The organism is Streptomyces sp. NPDC026417 (assembly GCF_055567695.1).
Window position 1 is genome coordinate 1 of the sequence record NZ_JBVHPY010000019.1, and the last position, 20,670, is coordinate 20,670.

General features: G+C 70.6%; 15 protein-coding genes, 5 tRNA genes and 1 pseudogene. 12 read left to right on the plus strand and 9 right to left on the minus strand.

The features are described 5' to 3' along the window. The first annotated feature begins 137 nt into the window (after positions 1-137). The 3 genes and pseudogenes from ACZ4NT_RS27085 to ACZ4NT_RS27095 all read left to right on the plus strand — a co-directional run bounded on the left by ACZ4NT_RS27085 (position 138) and on the right by ACZ4NT_RS27095 (position 4,469). Positions 138-2,473, plus strand: a pseudogene (locus ACZ4NT_RS27085) (polysaccharide lyase 8 family protein). A 154-nt stretch (positions 2,474-2,627) separates the two neighbouring features. Continuing rightward, positions 2,628-4,220, plus strand: a complete 1,593-nt coding sequence (locus tag ACZ4NT_RS27090) for an acyl-CoA carboxylase subunit beta (RefSeq protein WP_121406156.1) — start codon at positions 2,628-2,630, stop codon at positions 4,218-4,220. 57 nt (positions 4,221-4,277) lie between these two features. After that, entirely contained in the window at positions 4,278-4,469 is a 192-nt protein-coding gene (locus ACZ4NT_RS27095) for an acyl-CoA carboxylase subunit epsilon (RefSeq protein ID WP_121406157.1), read from the plus strand. 141 nt (positions 4,470-4,610) lie between these two features. Here ACZ4NT_RS27095 and ACZ4NT_RS27100 read toward each other — a convergent pair whose 3' ends face one another. The 8 genes from ACZ4NT_RS27100 to ACZ4NT_RS27135 all read right to left on the minus strand — a co-directional run bounded on the left by ACZ4NT_RS27100 (position 4,611) and on the right by ACZ4NT_RS27135 (position 15,148). After that, positions 4,611-5,192: a GTP-binding protein gene (locus tag ACZ4NT_RS27100; protein WP_121406158.1), complete on the minus strand. Its 582-nt coding sequence runs from the start codon at positions 5,190-5,192 to the stop codon at positions 4,611-4,613. Continuing rightward, complete coding sequence (locus ACZ4NT_RS27105) at positions 5,173-5,769, minus strand: DUF742 domain-containing protein (protein WP_121406159.1); 597 nt, start codon at positions 5,767-5,769, stop codon at positions 5,173-5,175. The genes ACZ4NT_RS27100 and ACZ4NT_RS27105 overlap by 20 nt, the downstream gene beginning before the upstream one ends. Before the next feature lie 94 nt (positions 5,770-5,863). Continuing rightward, on the minus strand, positions 5,864-6,277 hold the full coding sequence (locus ACZ4NT_RS27110) for a roadblock/LC7 domain-containing protein (RefSeq protein ID WP_030948713.1): 414 nt from the start codon (positions 6,275-6,277) through the stop codon (positions 5,864-5,866). 10 nt (positions 6,278-6,287) lie between these two features. Continuing rightward, a complete protein-coding gene (locus tag ACZ4NT_RS27115; RefSeq protein WP_467728063.1) occupies positions 6,288-9,500 on the minus strand; it encodes a nitrate- and nitrite sensing domain-containing protein in 3,213 nt (1,070 codons plus the stop codon). Between the two features lie 365 nt (positions 9,501-9,865). After that, a complete protein-coding gene (locus ACZ4NT_RS27120) occupies positions 9,866-10,441 on the minus strand; it encodes a GTP-binding protein (protein WP_121406161.1) in 576 nt (191 codons plus the stop codon). Further along, positions 10,422-10,820 (minus strand): DUF742 domain-containing protein, encoded by a 399-nt coding sequence (locus ACZ4NT_RS27125; protein ID WP_059131717.1) that lies wholly within the window; start codon positions 10,818-10,820, stop codon positions 10,422-10,424. Before ACZ4NT_RS27125 ends, ACZ4NT_RS27120 begins: the two co-directional genes overlap by 20 nt. A gap of 110 nt (positions 10,821-10,930) precedes the next feature. Continuing rightward, positions 10,931-11,344 carry a roadblock/LC7 domain-containing protein gene (locus tag ACZ4NT_RS27130; RefSeq protein WP_010984127.1) on the minus strand — a complete coding sequence of 138 codons (414 nt, stop codon included), beginning with the start codon at positions 11,342-11,344 and terminating at the stop codon, positions 10,931-10,933. A 9-nt stretch (positions 11,345-11,353) separates the two neighbouring features. Then, positions 11,354-15,148: a nitrate- and nitrite sensing domain-containing protein gene (locus ACZ4NT_RS27135; RefSeq protein ID WP_121406162.1), complete on the minus strand. Its 3,795-nt coding sequence runs from the start codon at positions 15,146-15,148 to the stop codon at positions 11,354-11,356. Positions 15,149-15,745: 597 nt separating this feature from the next. On the opposite strand from ACZ4NT_RS27135, the gene ACZ4NT_RS27140 reads away from it, so the two are divergent. The 9 genes from ACZ4NT_RS27140 to ACZ4NT_RS27180 all read left to right on the plus strand — a co-directional run bounded on the left by ACZ4NT_RS27140 (position 15,746) and on the right by ACZ4NT_RS27180 (position 19,844). Beyond that, positions 15,746-15,934, plus strand: coding sequence for a hypothetical protein (locus tag ACZ4NT_RS27140; RefSeq protein WP_183117016.1), 189 nt, complete (start codon positions 15,746-15,748; stop codon positions 15,932-15,934). 203 nt (positions 15,935-16,137) lie between these two features. Then, on the plus strand, positions 16,138-16,926 hold the full coding sequence (locus tag ACZ4NT_RS27145) for a fumarylacetoacetate hydrolase family protein (RefSeq protein WP_121406163.1): 789 nt from the start codon (positions 16,138-16,140) through the stop codon (positions 16,924-16,926). Then, complete coding sequence (gene gltX, locus ACZ4NT_RS27150; protein ID WP_467728064.1) at positions 16,919-18,394, plus strand: glutamate--tRNA ligase; 1,476 nt, start codon at positions 16,919-16,921, stop codon at positions 18,392-18,394. Before ACZ4NT_RS27145 ends, gltX begins: the two co-directional genes overlap by 8 nt. 118 nt (positions 18,395-18,512) lie before the next feature. Further along, positions 18,513-19,247, plus strand: coding sequence for an HAD family hydrolase (locus ACZ4NT_RS27155; protein WP_121406165.1), 735 nt, complete (start codon positions 18,513-18,515; stop codon positions 19,245-19,247). Between the two features lie 90 nt (positions 19,248-19,337). After that, positions 19,338-19,409 (plus strand) — tRNA-Gln (locus ACZ4NT_RS27160). A gap of 42 nt (positions 19,410-19,451) precedes the next feature. Next, a tRNA-Glu gene (locus tag ACZ4NT_RS27165) sits at positions 19,452-19,524 on the plus strand. A gap of 62 nt (positions 19,525-19,586) precedes the next feature. Continuing rightward, positions 19,587-19,659: transfer RNA gene (locus tag ACZ4NT_RS27170), tRNA-Glu, on the plus strand. 21 nt (positions 19,660-19,680) lie between these two features. Beyond that, positions 19,681-19,752 (plus strand) — tRNA-Gln (locus tag ACZ4NT_RS27175). Positions 19,753-19,771: 19 nt separating this feature from the next. Next, positions 19,772-19,844: transfer RNA gene (locus ACZ4NT_RS27180), tRNA-Glu, on the plus strand. Positions 19,845-19,959: 115 nt separating this feature from the next. Here the strand turns inward: ACZ4NT_RS27180 and ACZ4NT_RS27185 are convergent. Further along, positions 19,960-20,604 (minus strand): MerR family transcriptional regulator, encoded by a 645-nt coding sequence (locus ACZ4NT_RS27185; RefSeq protein WP_467728065.1) that lies wholly within the window; start codon positions 20,602-20,604, stop codon positions 19,960-19,962. Positions 20,605-20,670: the final 66 nt, after the last annotated feature.

Here is a 20,670-nt window from a genome sequence, read left to right on the forward strand (position 1 = left end):
CCCCCCCCCCCCCCCCCTCCCCCCCCCCCCCCCCCCCCCCCCCCCCCCCCCCCCCCCCCCCCCCCCCCCCCCCCCCCCCCCCCCCCCCCCCCCCCGCAACGCCCGGTTCCCCCGCGGGGGGTGAGGTGGTAGACGGCATGAGCATGACTTCGACTCGCCGCACGTTCCTGCTCGCGGCCGCCCTCGCGGCCACCGTCACCGCCGCACCCTCCGCGGCCGCGGCCGGCGCCGGCGCGACCGATGACGCGTACGGCGCCCTGCGGCTGCGCTGGCTGACCATCGCCCTCGGCGCGGGCTACGACGCACGGGCCGAGCCGTACGCCTCCCGGCTCCGCGAGACCGGTGGACTCGCCCGCGGATTCCGGGCGACGATGGCACCCACCCCCGCCTCCCTGTGGCCGGGACTCCCCTTCGACCCGCCCACGGGCATCACCCAGAGCTTCGGCAGGCTGTGGACGATGACCCAGGCCTTCGTCCAGGAGGGCACGGGCTCCACGGGCGACGAGACCCTCCTCGCGGACGTCCTGCGCGGCCTCGACCACGTCATGAGCACGGTCTACAACACCTCGACCACCCGGTACGGGAACTGGTGGGAGTGGCAGATCGGCAGCCCCCGGCTCCTCATGGACATCGTCGCCGCCCTGTACGAACGGCTGACGGACGTGCAGCGCACGGCCGCCTGCACCGCCGTCGACCACTTCGTCCCGGACGACATGCTCCGCGACTACTCGGGACCTCGACGGGCGCCAACCGCGTCGACCTCTGCCGTTCCGTCGCGCTCCGGGGCATCCTCGGCCGGGCCCCCGAGAAGATCGCCCTCGCCCGGGACGCCCTCTCGCCGGTCTTTCCCCACGTGACCCGGGGGGACGGGCTGTACGCCGACGGATCGTTCGTCCAGCACACCTGGGTCGCCTACTCGGGGACGTACGGGCAGGTCGTGCTCGACGGGCTCGGGCGGCTCTTCGCGCTGCTGGCGGGCTCGTCCTGGGAAGTGACCGACCCCGGTCGGCAGATCGTCCTCGACAGCGTCGAACGCGCCTACGCCCCGCTCATCCACGACGGCCTGGTGATGGACAGCGTCAACGGGCGGGCCGTCAGCCGCGGTTACCTCAAGAGCGACGACCGGCACGTCATGCGCAGCGACCACTTCCACGGCCAGGGACTCATCGCCGCGATCGCCCTGCTGGCGGAGGGCGCCGGACCGGCGGAGCGGGAGCGCTGGCACGCCCGGATCAAGGGCTGGATCGAGCGCGACACCGTCACCCCGCTCCTCACCGCCCCGCAGTTCGGGGTGGCCGACCTGGCGCGGCTGCACACCGTCGCCGCCTCCGCGGTGGAGGCCGCCCCCGAGCCCACCGGGCACCGGCTCTTCGCCGCCATGGACCGTGCCGTGCACCGCGGTCCCGGATTCGCCGTGAACCTCTCCATGGCCTCGGAGCGGATCGCGTACTACGAGTGCGGCAACGGCGAGAACCCGCGGGGCTGGCACACCGGCGCCGGGATGCTGCTGTGGTGGTCCGCGGACTCCGGGCAGTACACGGACTGGTACTGGCCCACCGTGGACTGGTACCGGCTGCCCGGAACCACCGTCTCCACCCGGCGGCTCGCCGACCGGGAGGGCGGCGAGTGGGGCGCGGCGCGGCCCCCGGCGGCCTGGGTCGGGGGCACGACCGACGGCGAGTGCGCGGTCGTGGGACAGCATCTGCTGGGCCTCGGCTCCACCCTGCGGGCCCGCAAGTCGTGGTTCTTCCTGCCGGACGGGGTGGTCTGCCTGGGCGCCGGCATCACCGCGGCGGACGGGGTCCCGGTGGAGACGGTGGTGGACAACCGGAACCTGGGGGAGGGCGGCACCCCGGAGTTCACCGTCGGCGGCGGCTGGGCGCATCTGGAGGGGCACGGCGGATGGGTGTTCCCCGGGCCCGGCGGTACGGCGGCGCTGCGCACCCTGCGCGAGGACCGCACCGGCGCCTGGTCCGACATCAACACCACGAGTACAACGGAACGGCGCACCCGGCGCTGGCAGACGCTCTGGCTCGACCACGGCACCGACCCGGTCGACGCCACGTACGCGTACGTGCTGATGCCCGGCGCCTCACGGCACGCCGTCGCCGCCCGCGCCGCCGACCGGCACCGGCTGTCGGTACTCGCCAACGACGCCGGGCGCCAGGCCGTGCACGTCGGCGCCCTCGGTCTGACGGCCGCGAACTTCTGGGCGCCGGGCACGGCGGGGCCGCTCACCTCCTCGGCCGGCGCCAGTGTGCTGGTCCGCCGCATGGGCCGCACCGCTACCCTCTGCGTGAGCGAGCCGCCCCGTACGGGGGAGCCGCTGGAGATCGTCTGGGACCGGCCGGTCCGCCGGGTCCTGAGAGCGGATCCCGCGGTCGAGGTCCTCGCGACAGGCCGCCGTCTGCGGCTGCGCGTCACTCCGGAGGGGGCATGTGCCACGCACAAATGTGAGGTGACTCTCAGCTGATGTCTTTGTGCGACCTCTACAAGCAGCAGGCCCCCTGAGCAGTCGGATTGCCTGCATCGGGCCAGGCTTCTGTTCGGTGGTACCAGGAAAACGGCCCGGAGACTGTACGGAGTCGACGGCCGCCTTTCCTTGGTGGACTTCGTAAGGTCGCTACATGACCGTTTTGGACGAGGCTGGACCTGCCGGGAGCGAACCCACTGACGCGCGCGGACGCGTGGCCGAACTGCACGCGATCCGTGCGGAGGCGCTGCGGGGTCCCAGCGACAAGGCGACCGAGGCACAGCACGCCAAGGGCAAGCTGACCGCACGGGAGCGCATCGAGCTGCTGCTCGACCCCGGGTCGTTCCAGGAGGTCGAGCAGCTGCGCCGGCACCGGGCGACCGGTTTCGGCCTGGAGACCAAGAAGCCGTACACGGACGGTGTGATCACCGGCTGGGGAACGGTGGAGGGCCGCACGGTCTTCGTCTACGCCCATGACTTCCGCATCTTCGGCGGCGCGCTGGGCGAGGCCCACGCCACCAAGATCCACAAGATCATGGACATGGCCATCGCGGCGGGCGCGCCGCTGGTCTCCCTGAACGACGGCGCGGGCGCCCGTATCCAGGAGGGCGTCTCCGCCCTCGCCGGCTACGGCGGCATCTTCCAGCGCAACACGCGGGCCTCCGGTGTCATCCCGCAGATCTCCGTCATGCTCGGCCCGTGCGCGGGCGGCGCGGCCTACAGCCCCGCCCTGACGGACTTCGTGTTCATGGTCCGCGAGACCTCGCAGATGTTCATCACCGGTCCGGACGTCGTCAAGGCGGTCACCGGCGAGGAGATCACGCAGAACGGCCTGGGCGGCGCGGACGTGCACGCCGAGACCTCCGGCGTCTGCCACTTCGCCTACGACGACGAGGAGACGTGCCTCGCCGAGGTGCGCTACCTGCTGTCGATGCTCCCGCAGAACAACCGGGAGAACCCGCCGACGACCCACTCCGAGGACCCCGCCGAGCGCCGCTCGGAGGTCCTGCTGGACCTGGTCCCGGCGGACGGCAACCGGCCGTACGACATGACCAAGGTCATCGAGGAGCTCGTCGACGACGGCGACTACCTGGAGATCCACGAGCGCTGGGCCCGCAACATCATCTGCGCGCTGGCGCGGCTCGACGGCCGGGTCGTCGGCATCGTCGCCAACCAGCCGCAGAGCCTCGCCGGTGTCCTCGACATCGAGGCGTCGGAGAAGGCCGCACGCTTCGTCCAGATGTGCGACGCGTTCAACATCCCGATCGTCACCCTTCTGGACGTCCCCGGCTTCCTCCCGGGCGTCGACCAGGAGCACGGTGGGATCATCCGCCACGGCGCGAAGCTCCTCTACGCCTACTGCAACGCCACCGTGCCGCGGATCTCGCTGATCCTGCGCAAGGCCTACGGAGGTGCGTACATCGTCATGGATTCCCAGTCCATCGGCGCCGACCTCACCTACGCCTGGCCGACGAACGAGATCGCCGTCATGGGCGCCGAGGGTGCCGCCAACGTCATCTTCCGCCGCCAGATCGCCGAGGCCGAGGACCCCGAGGCCATGCGGGCCCGCATGGTCAAGGAGTACAAGTCCGAGCTGATGCACCCGTACTACGCGGCCGAGCGCGGTCTGGTCGACGACGTCATCGACCCGGCCGAGACCCGCGAGGTGCTCATCCGCTCGCTGGCGATGCTCCACAGCAAGCACGCGGACCTGCCGTCCCGCAAGCACGGCAACCCCCCGCAGTAACCCCGCGGATCCTTCGCGGTACCACCGCGGAAACCTCTCTCACGGAGACTGACACCTATGAGTACCTCTGACATCCGCGTCGAGAAGGGCCACGCCGAGCCCGAGGAAGTCGCCGCCATCACGGCGATCCTCCTGGCCCGTGCCGCCGCCGCGCCGGCCGACGTCCCGGTCCACCGCGGTCGCGGCCGGGCCGGCTGGCGCCGCCTGGAGCGCGAGCCCGGCTTCCGCGCCCCGCACAGCTGGCGCTGAGCACGCGTCGTCCCACGAAGGGGCCCGTTCCGCACGGAACGGGCCCCTTCGCCGTGTCCACCACCGCGACGGGCACGCACACAAGGGGGCGCCCTCTCCTCGACGGAGAGGGCGCCCCCTTGATGCGCGGTGCGGGCGCGCCTACCGCAGGCGGGCCATCAGCGCGTGCTCCACAAGCGTGATGAGCGTCGACTTGGCGTCGGCGCGGTGCCGGGCGTCCGTCGTGATGATCGGGGTGTCGGGGCCGATCTGGAGCGCCTCGCGGACCTCGTCGGGTCCGTAGGGCTGGTTGCCGTCGAAGCCGTTGAGGGCGATGACGAAAGGCAGGCCGCTGTTCTCGAAGTAGTCCACGGCCGGGAAGCAGTCGGCGAGCCTCCGGGTGTCCACGAGAACCACGGCACCGATGGCGCCGCGGACCAGGTCGTCCCACATGAACCAGAAGCGGTCCTGGCCGGGCGTGCCGAACAGGTACAGGATCAGGTCCTGGTCCAGGGTGATACGGCCGAAGTCCATGGCGACGGTCGTCGTCGTCTTGTCTCCGGTGTGGGTGAGGTCGTCGATGCCCGCGGAAGCGGACGTCATGACGGCCTCGGTGCGCAGCGGGTTGATCTCCGAGACGGCGCCGACGAACGTGGTCTTGCCCACGCCGAAGCCGCCCGCCACCACGATCTTCGCGGACGTGGTGGAGCGGGAAGGCCCTCCGCTAGAGCTTGCGAAGTCCACTGAGCACCCTTTCGAGCAAAGTCACGTCTGGCTGACCGCCGGCGTTCTCGTCGCCGCCGGGCTGATGGATGGCGACCAGGCCCGCCTCCGCCAAGTCGGCGACGAGAATCCTGGCCACGCCGAGGGGGATCGTCAGGAGGGCCGAGATTTCGGCCACCGACTTGATTTCTCGGCAGAGATTGCAGATCCGCTGATGCTCGGGCAACTGGCCCTGCATCTGGTGCGGCTGAGCGGTGGTGTGCACCAGCGCCTCGATGGCGAGCTGGTAGCGGGGCCTGGTACGGCCGCCCGTCATGGCGTACGGGCGTACCAGCGGGTTGTTCGACGCCCCCGCGGGCGCCGGCTCCGGGGCGCGACGCTGCGGCTGCACGGGCTGGATGCGCGGCGCCGCCGGCTGGTCGTACGGCGAAGGCCCGGGACCCTGGGGGCCCTGGGGCGCGTACGGCTGACGCCGGTGGCTCGGTGCGGAGGGGAAGTTGTACCGGTTCGGGTTCTGCGAACCGTCACCCTGACCCTGCCCCTGGCCGGGGCCATAGGACCAGTTGCCCGAAGACGAACCGCCTGGGGGTGTTGCCACTTTCTCCTCCTCCGACTGTGCCGGGCACCCATCACTGTGGAGCCGCGTCCCGAAACCTTATGGCCTCGGGACGCCAAAACGCACCGTCTGTCTGCTAGTTGAGAAGGCTCCCCTGGAGCTCTGCACGAAGATCGGGGGTCAGGACCGTACCCGCACGGTCCACCAAAAGCGCCATCTCGTACCCGATGAGACCGATGTCCGCTTCGGGATGTGCGAGGACCGCGAGCGACGAACCATCGGAAATGGACATCAGGAAGAGGAATCCTCGCTCCATCTCCACAACCGTCTGGTTCACACTGCCACCCTCGAAGATGCGGGAGGCACCCGCGGTCAACGAGGTAAGTCCGGACGCGACGGCGGCGAGCTGGTCGGCGCGGTCACGCGGGAAGCCTTCGGACATCGCCAGAAGGAGTCCGTCGGCGGAGACCACCACCGTGTGCGACACCCCGGGGGTGTTGTCCACGAAATTGGTGATCAACCAGTTCAGGTTCTGTGCCGCCTGGCTCATCGGGCTCACACTAACGCTCCTGGTTGTAGGTGCTGTCAGGCCCACTGCGGTGATTCCCAGTGGCCTGGCCGTTCGTGTCACTACCTGCATTGCGTCCCCGCTCGACGCCCCGGCGCAGGTTGCTCAGCCTGCCCCGGACGTCCTCGGGGGCGCGGGAGACCTGAGGGCCGCCCTGGGGGGTCGATTCCGCGGTTCCCTCGACCAGGTTGGCCTTGGGGACCCGACGGGGCAGACCGGAGGACGTGACCCCGCCCGCCTTGGGCTTGCGGAGCTGCTCGGCGCGCTGCCACCGGTCGTCGTTCGACGAGCGCCAGTCACCGTTGCTCTGCGCGGCCGCGGGCGGATCCTGGTTCACGCGCTGCTGGCCGTCGTCCCCACCGGGGGTGGATCCGCGGCGGGGCAGCCCGGCGTCGGTCAGCTCGTGGACGGCGGAGGGGCCCGGTCCCGGACGTTCGAAGCCTACGCGGTCCCGCTCGCCCGCGTCAGCCTGTGAGGATTCCGTTTCCGGAGCGTACTCGGACCGGTATCCGCCCTGGTATGCGTCCTGCTGCGGCCAGTCGTCCTGGTAGGACTGCTCTTCGAAGGCCGAGAAGGTCTCCGAAGCGGTGCCCCTGGCGGCCGGCCGCTCCTCCTGGGCCGGCTCCTGGTACGCAGGTTCCGGATAGCCGCCGTTCGACGGGAAGTACGTCTCGTCGTACGCACCCTGCTGCCGGCCCTCGTACGACGTCTGCTGGTCGTACGTCGCCTGCTGGTCCTCGTACGTGCTCTGGCCGTCGTCGTAGCCGGGCTGGTTGTCGTACCCGGGCTGCCCGTTGTCGTACGGGTGCTGCTGGGCGTCGAAGCCGTCCTGGTACCGGGGGGCCTCGATGGCCTCCGGACCCTGTGCCTGGGCCTCCAGAGCCGCCCGGCGCTCCTCGCGCATCAGCGAGCGGCCCACCGGGTCCAGCTCCCTGATGTCGTCCGGGACCTCGTAGCGGCTGTCGTCGAAGCCCAGCTCGGCGGCCGTCCGCATCGGCTGGCCCTGGAAGGCATCGCCCTGGAACGTCTGCTGCTCCGGGATGATCTGGGAGACCGTGAACTCGTCGCGCTGCAGCTGCTGCTCGCCGCCGCCACCATGGGTGATCGCGTCGGGGAGCATGACGAGCGAGGTGGTGCCGGCCTGCTCGCCCGAGGGGCGCAGCTGGACCCGGATGCCGTGCCGGTCGGACAGCCGGCCGACCACGAAGAGACCCATGCGCTGGGAGATCGCGACGTCCACGGTCGGCGGGTTGGCCAGCTTGTGGTTGATGTCGGCGAAGTCCTCGGCGGTGAGGCCGATGCCCTTGTCGTGGATCTCGACCATGATGCGGCCGTCGGGCAGCCGGGTCGCGGTGACGCGGACCTTGGTCTGCGGCGAGGAGAACGTGGTGGCGTTCTCCAGCAGCTCGGCGAGCAGGTGCACGAGGTCGGTCACGGCGCGGCCGTGGATCTCGGCCTCCGGGACGCCCGAGAGCTCGATGCGCTCGTACTGCTCCACCTCGGAGGAGGCGGCGCGCAGCACGTCGACCAGGGGAACCGGCTGGTCCCAGCGGCGGCCCGGCTCCTCGCCGGCGAGGACCAGGAGGTTCTCGCCGTTGCGGCGCATACGGGTCGCGAGGTGGTCCAGGCGGAAGAGGTTCTCCAGCTGGTCCGGGTCGGCCTCGTTGTTCTCCAGGTCGGTGATCAGGGTCAGCTGGCCCTCGATCAGGGACTGGTTGCGGCGCGACAGGTTGGTGAAGATCGCGTTGATGTTGCCCCGCAGGAGGGCCTGCTCGGCGGCGAGCCGGACGGCCTCGCGGTGGACCTGGTCGAAGGCGCGGGCGACCTCGCCGATCTCGTCCGTGGTGGTGATCGGGATGGGCACGACGCGCGTGTCCACCCGGCCCGGGTCGGTCCGGGAGAGCTGGTCGACCAGCATCGGCAGACGCTGCTCGGCGACACCGAAGGCGGCGTTGCGCAGCTGGCGCATGGCGCGGCTCATCTGGCGGGCCACCATGCCGGCCAGGATGAACGCGGCGAGCAGGGCGATGACGACGGCGGCACCGGTGATGAAGGTGGACTGCTTGGCGTCGTCGGCGATGCCGGCGGCCTCGGTCACGGCCTTGTCGGCGAGATCCGACTCGATCGTGCGGTAGGCGTTGAACTTGGCCGTGTTGACCGCCCACCAGTTCTCGGCGGTGACGCCCTCCGCGGCGAGCGCCTCACGGGCGCTGGGGTCCGTGGACGACAGGTTCCGCAGCTTGCCGATCATCACGGCCGGGTTGGCCGGCGGCGGTACGTAGGTCTTGCCCTCGGCCTGGGCCGCCGCGGCGGCCTCCTTGGCCTGGGCCTCGCCGTCGATCTGCAGCTTCTTCTTGGCCGCTTCGAGCTTGGCCGCGTCGGCCTCGGTGCCGCCGCCGATGTACTCCTCGACGGCGATGCCCTCCAGGTACGCGTACGAGGAGAGGGCGACCCGCTGGCTGCTCAGGCTGCCGTTGCCCGGACCGGGCTTGACCAGCAGGTGCGTACCGATGGACCGCTCGAGCGAGAGGGCGGCCTTGGTGAGCGAGATCGCGTAGACGGTCCGGCCGTAGCTGGTGATGTTTCCGGTGCCCAGACCGAGCTCGTTGGCGAACTCCATCAGCGGGTGCTGGATCTGGACGTAGCCCTCTTCGGTCTTCACGCCGGAGAGCTTGGTCGTGTACGCGTTCTTCCGCAGGGAGACCAGACCGGGCTCGACCTTGCGGAACAGCGTGAGACGGCGGTTGAGGCCCGACTTGTCCGGCATGTTGCGCGCGGCCTCGTCGAAGGCGTCGGCGGCCTTGTCGGTGGCGGCGCGGGCCTTGACGACCGTGGCGTTCTTCTCGCCGGCACCGCCCAGCAGCGGGGCCGCGGTGACGTCGCGTTCCACGATGAGCTGGTTGGCGTAGGTCAGGGAGGCGCGCACGAGGCGTGCGGTGTTCTCCGCGTCCTCGGCCTCCTGCCAGGTGTCGATCGAGCTCTTCACCTGGAAGCCGCCCATGACCAGGCCGACCAGCACGGGTATGAGCAGGATCGCGTTCAGCCGGGTCGGCACGCGCCAGTTGCGCGGGGAGAAACGTCCGCCGCTCGGGGCGGGCGCCGCCGTCGGCTCCGGGCCGGACACTTGTGCGGGCGCCGCTCCGCGCGGCGGCGGGGTGAAGTTGCCCCGTGCCGACGGCTCGGGACCGTTCTTGCTTCGCCTCACTCGACCAACAACCTCTCGGCGTCGGCACCTACGTTGTGCCGCGGTGTCTCCAGCGCCCTTGTCTACTGGGCAGTTCAGGCATTCCAGCACGTCAGGCAGCGCTCTTCCAAACACTCGGAACCGAAGATTCCGTGTGATGTAAGCCCTAGATAAAACGGTCATAAAGAACGAGCCCCGTCAAATGGCGGGGCGTTCATGAGCACAGCGACACCAAGTGACCGCGACGCGTGGCGGCCGGACCGGATATCTCTGTCGAAACGTTATGAACACTGAGGCCGACCGTGTCAAAGGACACAGCCGGCTTCAGAGAATCTACGACAACTACCGTATGGCGCTTCCGACTTGAATGGTATGAGCCGGGACGGCTACCGGAGACGGGCCATGAGCGCGTGCTCCACCAGGGTGATCAGGGCACTCTTGGCGTCGGCGCGGTGCCGGGCGTCCGTCGTGATGATCGGGGCGTCCGGGCCGATCTGGAGCGCCTCCCGGACCTCCTCCGGCGAGTACGGCTGGTGCCCGTCGAAGCCGTTGAGGGCGATGACGAAGGGCAGACCGCTGTTCTCGAAGTAGTCGACCGCGGGGAAGCAGTCGGCGAGCCTGCGGGTGTCCACCAGGACCACCGCGCCGATGGCGCCGCGGACCAGGTCGTCCCACATGAACCAGAAGCGGTCCTGGCCGGGCGTGCCGAACAGGTACAGGATCAGGTCCTGGTCCAGCGTGATACGGCCGAAGTCCATGGCCACCGTGGTGGTGGTCTTGTCCCCGGTGTGGGTGAGGTCGTCGATCCCCGCGGACGCGGACGTCATGACGGCCTCGGTGCGCAGGGGGTTGATCTCCGAGACGGCGCCGACGAACGTGGTCTTGCCCACGCCGAAGCCACCTGCCACCACGATCTTCGCGGAGGTGGTCGCCCGGCCTCCGTCAGAGCTTGCGAAGTCCACTGAGCACCCTTTCGAGCAGTGTCACGTCCGGTGCACCGCCGTTGTTCTCGTCGCCGCCAGGCTGGTGAATGGCGACGAGTCCGGCCTCGGCGAGGTCCGCGACAAGAATCCTGGCCACGCCCAGAGGCATGGACAGCAGGGCCGACACCTCGGCCACCGACTTCACCTCTCGGCAGAGGTGGCATATTCGCTGGTGCTCGGGGAGCAGCCCCATCAGCTGCGCCGGGTCGGCCGTCGTGCTGATCAGTGCCTCGATGGCGAGCTGGTAGCGCGGCCGGGTCCGGCCGCCGGTCATCGCATACGGACGTACCAGCGGCTGGTCGCCCTCGTCCCCGTACGGCTCAGCGTACGGATCATGAGAGGCGGTGGGCGGGGTCATGAATCCTCCGGGCGGGACAGCAAGTCGGTCAGTCGTGCCGTCGGGAAGGGCCGGTGGGGGGATTGTGTCGGCCGGACGGTGATTGCGTGAGTTCGCTGGAACCAGGGCCGTCAGTGCAGCAGACTTCCCTGTAGTTCGGCGCGCAGGTCGGGCGTGAGCACGGCGCCCGCGCGGTCGACGAGCAGTGCCATCTCGTAGCCGACAAGGCCGATGTCGCACTCGGGGTGGGAGAGGACCGCCAGCGACGATCCGTCCGAGACGGACATCAGGAAGAGGAAGCCGCGCTCCATCTCGACGACGGTCTGGGCCACCGTGCCCCCCTCGAAGATCCGGGATGCCCCGGCCGTGAGCGAGGTGAGCCCGGACGCGACCGCCGCGAGCTGGTCGGCGCGATCGCGCGGGAAGCCTTCGGACATGGCCAGAAGGAGTCCGTCGGCGGACACGACGACGGTGTGGGACACCCCTGGGGTGTTGTCCACGAAGTTGGTGATCAACCAGTTCAGGTTCTGTGCCGCCTGGCTCATCGGGCTCAACTAGTGCTCCTGCTGGTGAGTGGGGCTGGGGAAGCTGCCGGTCTGGCCACTACCGGCCTGGCGACCCTGCTGGATGCCCCGTCGGAGATTGGTCAGCCGGCCGCGTACGTCATCGGGCGCACGCGATACCTGCGGACCGGGCTGGTGCTGTTGCTGCTGAGCCGTGCCCGCGACGAGGTTGGCGCGCGGGACGCGGCGCGGCAGGCCTGAGGTGGTGACCCCGCCTGCCGACGGTTGACGGACGCGCTCTGCCTGCCGGACGAGGTCGTCGTTCGGAGAGCTGCGCCAGGAGGATGCGGCCGGCGGGCCGGCCGGCCGCGAGGGGGCGGCCGGTGCCTGCGACTGCTGCTGGAAGGTCTGCTGGGAAGCCTGGGAGCCGTTGTGCCGACCGCCCTGGGCCTGCCCGCCCTGGGTCTGGCCGCCCTGAGGCTGAGCCGGACCGTTCTGGGGCTGCCCGCCCTGGGCCTGACCGTGGAACCAGTTGGTCTCCAGCGTGTCGTACAGCGGCGTGCGGCCGTCGCCCGGACCCGCCGGCGGCAGGGCCTCGGGCTCCTGCGGACGGCCGGGACGCTGCTGCGGCGCCTGCTGGCGCTGCGGGGCGGGCGGACGCGGGGCGCCGAAGTCGGAGGGCCCCCCGGCCCCGTTGACCTGCGGCCGCTCGAACTGGCCGGTGGACGACGGGTCCTGAGCACCGTAGCCGGGCATCGGGAACTGTCCCGTGGACGACGGCGACGCCGGGTTCGTGCTGCCGTAGTGGTCGGGGCGGGCGAAGGACCCGGTGTTCTGCGCGGGCGCCGTACCGGGACGCGGGGCGTCGTAGTCGGGACGGGCGAACTCGGAGGTGGAGCCGAGTCCCTGGCGGTCGTCGATCCGGGGGATCTCCGACGTCGCGCCGGGGCCCTGGCGGTCGTCGATCCGCGGCAGCCGCGAGGTCGAGGACAGCGGGTCCGGCTCCTCGTGGCCGCGCGGGGTGTCGAGCGAGGCACGCGGCACCGGCGGCTGGGCGTTCTCGTCGCTCCAGCTCGGACGCTGCTGGCTGTTGCCGCCCGGCAGCTCCGCACGTGCGCCGCCACCCCGCCCGGGGAGCTGCGGCCTGCGACGGCCACGGGACTCCTTGGGCTGCTGCTGCTGCGGCGGTACGGCCGCGGGTCCCGCCTGCTGCGAGCCGGAGCCCGCGTCGCCGAAACCGCCCTGGTGGGAGCCGGTCGCGGAGTCACCGAAGCCGCCCCGGCGGGTGCCGGTACCGCCCTCGTTGAAGTTCTGGGGCGCGCCGGTGCCGGCGGCCTGGAGGCCCTGGGGGGCGCCCGGCGCGCTCTGGCCGTAGCCGCCGGCACCGGCCGGAGCCGGCCTGCCCTGCGACGGGTTGCCCTGGTTGTGCTGCGGCGGGGCGGCCGGACCCTGCGGTCCGCGTGCTCCGCCCGGCGCCTGGGGGCGACCGCCCTGGTTGCTGCCGGGGAGTGCGGCGCGCGGCCCCTGGCCGGCGCCCACCTGCCCGCGCTGCGGGGCGGCACCGAGGAGTCCGCCACCGGAGGAGGGGGCACCGGCACCGAGGGCAGGTCCGCCCTGGCCGTTGCCGCGGCGGGCCGCGGCGACACCCGCGGCGGCCTGGGCCGCGGCGGGCCCGCCGGAGCCGGGGCCGCCCTGGCCGGGCTTGCCGGGGAGCTTCTTACCCTGGGCGACGTCGACGGGCAGCATGACGAGTGCCGTCGTACCGCCGGAGTCGGAGGGGCGGAGCTGGATGCGGATGCCGTGTCGCTGCGACAGGCGGCCGACCACGAACAGACCCATGCGGCGGGAGACCGACACGTCCACGGTGGGCGGCGACGCGAGCCGCTCGTTGATCTGGGCCAGGTCCTCGGGGGAGAGGCCGATGCCGGTGTCGTGGATCTCGATCAGCACCCGGCCGTCCGGCAGCGCGTGACCGGTGACCTTGACCTTGGTCTGCGGCGAGGAGAACGAGGTGGCGTTCTCCAGCAGCTCGGCGAGCAGGTGCACGAGGTCGTTGACGACCCGGCCGGCGACCTCGGTCGTCGGGACCGCGGCGAGTTCGATGCGCTCGTACTGCTCCACCTCGGAGGCCGCGGCGCGGAGCACGTCGACCAGCGGGACCGGACGGGTCCACCGGCGGCCGGGCTCCTCACCGGCGAGAACGAGGAGGTTCTCACCGTTGCGGCGCATGCGGGTGGCGAGGTGGTCGAGCTTGAACAGCGAGGACAGCTGGTCCGGGTCGGCCTCGCGGGACTCCAGTTCGGAGATGAGCGAGAGCTGACGCTGGATGAGGCCCTGCGAACGGCGCGAGAGGTTGGTGAACATCGCGTTGACGTTGCCTCGCAGGAGGGCCTGCTCGGCGGCGAGGCGGACGGCCTCGCGGTGCACGTCGTCGAAGGCCGCGGCCACCTGGCCGATCTCGTCCCGGGAGTGCACACCGACCGACTCGACGGAGGTGTCGACGTCCTGCGGGTCGGACTCGGAGAGCTGCTTGACCAGCTCGGGCAGGCGGTCCTGGGCGACCCGGGTCGCGGTGTCCTGCAGACGGCGCAGCGAGCGGATCATGGACCGGGCCACGACGAAGGCGCCGACGAGGGAGACGCCGAGGACGAGGAGGATCAGCACACCGGAGATGAGCGCCTCGCGCTCGGACTCGCTGCGCAGCTCACGAGCCTTCTGCTCCATCTGGTTGAGCAGGGTGAGCTCGATCTTGCCCATCTGCTCGATCTTCGAGGTGTCGGCGTCGATCCAGTCCTTGTACGAGCGCTTGTCCTGCGAGCGCATGCCCGCCTCGCTGCTCAGCACGCGGCTCGCGTACCGGTCGGCGGACTCGATCGTCGGGTTGTTCGCGTCGATCGGCTTCATGAGGTCTTCGGCGCCGTCGCCGTAGATGTTCTCGAAGCTGTCCAGCTCGGACTTCTGGCTGGTCTGGGCCGAGAGGGCGTACAGCCGGTCGTTCGGGGACAGCGAGCCGAAGGTGTTGTCGCTGACCGGCAGCGCCGCGGCGATGACGGCACGCTGGACGGACGCGTACTCCTTGGCGGAGGAGAAGGCCGACAGGGCGCGGGTGCGCTGGATCATCTCCGGGTTGCTGGTCGCCTCGGCCATGTCCTGGGAGAGGTCGAGCAGCTGGGTGATCAGGCGGTGGTAGGCCTCGACGGTCTGCGTCGAGTTCTTGCCGTCCTTGTAGGCGTTGTTGCGGATGGTGTTGAGCTTGCCCAGCTCGCTCGCGATGCCGACGATGCTGTCGCGGACGCCGGTGAGCTGGCCGTTGCCGCTCGCGTCGTCGATCTCCTGGGTGCCACGGAGGAACGTCTTGCTCGCGTCGTCCGTCTTGCTGCGGGCGCCCTTGACCGTGAAGTCGGTCGCCGAGCTGCCGTGGGCGAGGGGGCCGGCCGACTGGTCGCGTTCGTCCTGGAGCGCGGCGGCCAGCTCGGTCGCCTGCTTCGTCATCTCGGTCAGCAGCTTCATGTTGTCGAGCTGCTGGATGTCGTCCATGGACTGGTTGATGCGCAGCGCGCCGAGCGAGGTCGCGGCGACCACGGGGAGCGCGAGCAGCGAGACCAGGCGGGTCGAGATGCGCCAGTTGCGCAGCGCTATTCGCGAGCCGGGGCCCGTCGGTTCCTTCGGCTTCGCCGGAGCGCCCGAAGCCGTCGAGCCGGCGCGTGAGGAGCGGTCACCGCTGCCACCGCCGACCTCTGCCGGTCCCGGGTTCTGGGCGTGCTGGGGCGAGGAACCGCGGTCGGTCCCGCCGTGCGGCTCCGGCTCCGCCGAAGCGCTGCCATCCCTCTTGAAACGTCCCTGCACTAGCGTCGCAACCTCTGGACCAGGCGTCCCTCCGCACAGGCGGCGAGGACGGTGTCGGCGTCGTTCAAGGGCGCAGTGCGCCCCCTGGTGGTCGTGAGTGACCGGCGCTGGCTCCCCCTTCCCGCCGCCACTCGGCGCTGCGTTGCGCCCCTGCGCGCCGGTTCCATCCCGCGGCGGTCCGTGGAATTCCAGCACAGTGCCGGATCTCCAACAAGGCCCGAGTGCCAGCCTGTGACCACTGTGACACCTTGTGAGGGCCGCGTCACGAGACGTGCAAAGCGATCCCCTACATATGGGACGTATCCCCACGAGTCCAGGGGGTGGGCCCGGTGTCCCAGTCGCCATGATCAGGAGCGGAATACGCGCTTCAGTGGCGCAATGTCCGTTTCGCCGGTTGGGGTTGCCTGTCCACTTCGCCCCCTTTGCCCACTCCTCAGTGAGCAAACTCACACGGAAATCATGGCGTCTTCACGCCATCGCCAGGGAATTGCATGTTTAGCCTGACGCTTTACAGGGATGGCGAATCCGACAACCTGCGCTTCTGCGGCGCCCCTTGGGGCCCGCGCGGCGCCCGTACCGACAAGGTCACGAACAACAGTGAAGACCACGATGATGTTCCACAACATTGCCAACCCGCGACGCACGACGCTGGCGCACCTCGCCGACGCCGACGAGCTGCAGACGCCGGAACAGCAGGAGCACTCCGTGGAGCTTCCCGCGCAGACCGCCAACCCGCGGCGCACCGTCCTGATGGAGGCCCCGGTCGCGGCCGCCGTCGCCGAGTAGTACGCGGCGGGGCCGCCGTCCGCTCAACGGAGCCGGCCCGGGATCACCGAAGGTGTCCCCGGGAGCGCGGGCGAAGGCGCCGGAGCGAACCCGCGGCCCGGACCGGCCGGGGCACCGCTGACATGCGCGAGATGCCCGCCCCCTGCCGCGTTAGCCTGGAGCGTCAGACTTCAGCCGGCTCAGAAGAGGGGCGCCAGGATCCCGTGCGCATCGCCAGATTCTCCATCGACGGCAACGTCGCTTTCGGCGCGGTCGAGGGCGACAGGCCGGACGAGCTCGTCCTCGACATCATCAAGGGCATCCCGTTCGCGGACTTCGAGCTCTCCGGTACGAAGGTCCCGCTGAGCAAGGTCAGGCTGCTGCCGCCCGTGCTCCCGAACAAGGTCGTGGCCTTCGGCCGCAACTACACGGAGCACGCCAGGGAGCTCGGCAACGAGGTCCCCGAGGCGCCGTTCGCCTTCTTCAAGCCGTCGACCTCCGTCACCGGTCCGGGCGACGAGATCGCGTACCCCTCCTTCTCGAACGAGCTGCACCACGAGGCTGAGCTCGCCGTGGTCATCGGCCGCATGTGCCGGGAGGTTCCGCGCGAGCGCGTCAAGGACGTCATCCTCGGCTTCACCTGCGCCAACGACGTCACCGCGCGCGACGTCCAGAAGCGCGAGAAGCAGTGGGCGCGGGCCAAGGGCTTCGACTCCTCCTGCCCGCTCGGCCCCTGGGTGGAGACGGACCTGGAGCTGTCGGCGATCGCCGAGGGCATCACCATCCAGTGCACGGTCAACGGGCAGCAGCGCCAGCTCGGCCGTACCAGCGAGATGATCCACTCCGTCGAGGACCTGATCGTCAACATCACCGAGGCCATGACGCTGCTCCCCGGCGACGTGATCCTCACGGGCACCCCTGCGGGGGTCGGCCCCCTCAACGTCGGCGACGAGGTCGCCGTCACCATCGAAGGCATCGGCACTCTCACCAACAAGGTGATCAAGCGTGGCTAACGGCTCCGTCCGCGTACGTTTCTGTCCGTCCCCGACCGGCAACCCCCACGTGGGCCTGGTCCGTACCGCCCTGTTCAACTGGGCGTTCGCCCGGCACCACGAGGGCACCCTGGTCTTCCGCATCGAGGACACCGACGCGGCACGCGACTCCGAGGAGTCGTACCGGCAGCTGCTCGACTCGATGCGCTGGCTCGGCTTCGACTGGGACGAGGGCCCCGAGGTCGGCGGCCCGCACGCGCCGTACCGCCAGTCGCAGCGCATGGACCTCTACAAGGACGTCGCGCAGAAGCTCCTGGACGCCGGTCACGCGTACCGCTGCTACTGCTCCACGGAGGAGCTGGACACCCGCCGCGACGCCGCCCGCGCCGCCGGCAGGCCGTCCGGCTACGACGGTCACTGCCGCGACCTGACCGCCGAGCAGAAGGCCGCCTACGAGGCGGAGGGCCGTACGCCCATCGTCCGCTTCCGGATGCCCGACGAGCCGATCACCTTCACGGACCTGGTCCGCGGCGAGATCACCTACCTCCCGGAGAACGTGCCGGACTACGGCATCGTCCGCGCCAACGGCGCCCCGCTGTACACGCTGGTCAACCCGGTCGACGACGCCCTCATGGAGATCACCCACGTCCTGCGCGGCGAGGACCTGCTCTCCTCGACCCCCCGGCAGATCGCCCTCTACAAGGCGCTGCGCGAGCTGGGCATCGCCAAGGAGACCCCGGCCTTCGGCCACCTGCCGTACGTCATGGGCGAGGGCAACAAGAAGCTCTCCAAGCGGGACCCGCAGGCCTCGCTGAACCTCTACCGCGAGCGCGGCTTCCTCCCGGAGGGCCTGCTCAACTACCTCTCCCTGCTGGGCTGGTCGCTCTCCGCGGACCGCGACATCTTCTCCGTGGAGGAGATGGTCGCCGCCTTCGACATCGCGGACGTGAACCCGAACCCGGCGCGCTTCGACCTCAAGAAGGCCGAGGCGATCAACGCGGACCACATCCGCCTGCTCGACGTGAAGGACTTCACCGAGCGCTGCACGCCCTGGCTGAAGCCCCCCTTCGCCCCCTGGGCGCCGGAGGACTTCGACGAGGCGAAGTGGCTGGCCATCGCGCCCCACGCGCAGACCCGCCTCAAGGTCCTCTCCGAGATCACCGACAACGTCGACTTCCTGTTCCTCGCGGAGCCGGTCTTCGACGAGGCGCACTGGACCAAGGCCATGAAGGAGGGCTCGGACGCGCTGCTGCGCACGGCGCGCGCCCGGCTCGAGGCGGCCGACTGGTCCAGCCCGGAGTCCCTCAAGGAGGCCGTCCTGGCCGCCGGCGAGGAGCACGGACTCAAGCTGGGCAAGGCCCAGGCCCCGGTCCGGGTCGCCGTCACCGGCCGCACGGTCGGCCTGCCGCTCTTCGAGTCCCTGGAGATTTTGGGCAAGGAGAAGACCCTGGCCCGCATCGACGCGGCCCTGGCGCGGCTGGCGGCCTGACCGCACGGCGGACCGGAGGGGGCGGTGTCCTGGAGCGGACGCCGCCCCCTCCGGCGTCCCCGCGCCCTTTCGGTACGACCGACGGACACGTGCACCCGCCCGGAGTTACCGTCGGACCATGAGCATCAGGGCCGTGGTCTGGGACATCGACGACACGCTCTTCGACTACACGTCCGCGGACCGGTCCGGGATGCGCGGACACCTGGCCGCCGAGGGACTGCTCGACGCCTTCGGCACGGTCGAGCTGGCCCTCGCGCACTGGCGTGAGCAGACCGACGTGCAGTGGGCGCGGTTCGCGGCCGGGCAGGCCACCTTCGAGGAGCAGCGCCGGGACCGGGTACGGGCCTTCCTCGGCCGGGAGCTGACCGACGCGGAGGCCGACGCCTGGTTCCACCGCTACCTCGGGCACTACGAGTCGGTCTGGGCGCTCTTCCCCGACGCGCTGCCCGTCCTGGACGCCCTCGCCGCCAGCCACCGCCACGCGGTCCTGTCCAACTCCAGCCTGCACGTACAGGAGCGCAAGCTGCGCGTCCTCGGCGTGCGCGACCGTTTCGAGGCCGTGCTCTGCGCGGCCGAGCTGGGCGTCTCCAAGCCCGCCGCGGAGGCCTTCCACGCCGCCTGCGACGCACTGGGGCTGCCCCCGCACCAGGTGGCGTACGTCGGGGACCATCCGGAGATCGACGGCCGGGGCGCCGCCGAGGCGGGGCTGCTTTCCGTGTGGATCGACCGTGACGGCGCCCACACCGTCACGGCCGTGGCGGCCGCCGGGCCGCGCCGGATCGCCTCGCTGGCCGAACTCCCCGCGCTCCTCGGCGCCGATACCCGTTTTGGAGCGCCGTCCACCTTCGGGTAATGTTCTTCCTGCGCCGCCGGAGAGCGGGCCGAAAGGCCGGAACCCGGAGGCGCTAGCTAAAACAAAATCCCCACGGGGATTGCGTTTCAGTGGCCTATGGTGTAATTGGCAGCACGACGGTTTCTGGTTCCGTTAGTCTAGGTTCGAGTCCTGGTAGGCCAGCTCGCAGAGCTTATCTGCATCGCAGAGTCCAGTCTCTGCAAGGCCCCCGTTGTGTAGCGGCCTAGCACGCCGCCCTCTCAAGGCGGTAGCGCCGGTTCGAATCCGGTCGGGGGTACAGATCCTTCCCAGGGGGACAGTCCGGGTCGCACCCGCTGACTCTCATGCAGGATCGCTAGGGCCCCCGTTGTGTAGCGGCCTAGCACGCCGCCCTCTCAAGGCGGTAGCGCCGGTTCGAATCCGGTCGGGGGTACTCGGTGGTCTAGACCACCAGTGGGCTATGGTGTAATTGGCAACACGACGGTTTCTGGTTCCGTTGTTCTAGGTTCGAGTCCTGGTAGCCCAGCTGGATCCGCAAGATCCTTGCCCCCGTTGTGTAGCGGCCTAGCACGCCGCCCTCTCAAGGCGGTAGCGCCGGTTCGAATCCGGTCGGGGGTACGCAGACCGATGGGCCTCCACTCCGGTGGGGGCCCATCGGCGTTTTCCGTGGCGCCCGGCCGCCCGCCCCGCTGTCCGACGGGCGCGGCCCGCTCGCCCCGCGCGGGCCGGCTGCTCATTCGATGCCGTAGCGCCGGGCCGACTCCTCCTCCTGGGCCAGCCGGTGCAGCGCTTTCAGGACCGGCTCGAAGAGGATCGCGGCGGCGACCGCCGTCTCCACCTTCTCCGCCTCGGACGGATGTGTCTCCACGAAGTCCAGGTCGCGCACGGCAGCTCGGTGCATCAACTCCGCGTACGGCTCCATGAGTTGGGCGTCCCATGCGTAGCCGAGCCGGATGAGCGTGGCCACCGCCACCACCAGCGAGCGGTGCACGGGGGAGAGCGTGCTCAACTCCCGTGCCGTTTCCCAGCCGAGCATCTCCAGCAGCCGGTCCACCTCCTGCCGCGCGGTGACCACGGCCGGGTCCCGCTCGTCGGGCTCGGGTTCCTGCGGCAGCGCCCAGAGCGCGGCGCCCAGTCGGATCGTGCGGCCCAGGGAGTCGTCGTCGACATGGCCGAGGATCTCCCGGGCCGTCGCCACCGGGACCCGGCCGACCTGGATGAGGGCGCGGACCAGGCGCAGCCGGCGCAGATGGCTCTCGTCGTACTCGGCGGTCGTCGCGCCGACCCGGCGGCCCGGCGCCAACAGCCCTTCGCGCAGGTAGTACTTGATCGTCGCGAGGGAGACGCCGCTTCGCTCGCTCAGTTCGGTCAGCCGCATGTCTTGCGCCCCTCCATGGATAACGGCACTATCCAAGCATCGAGCACTTGGATAGTGCCGTTATCC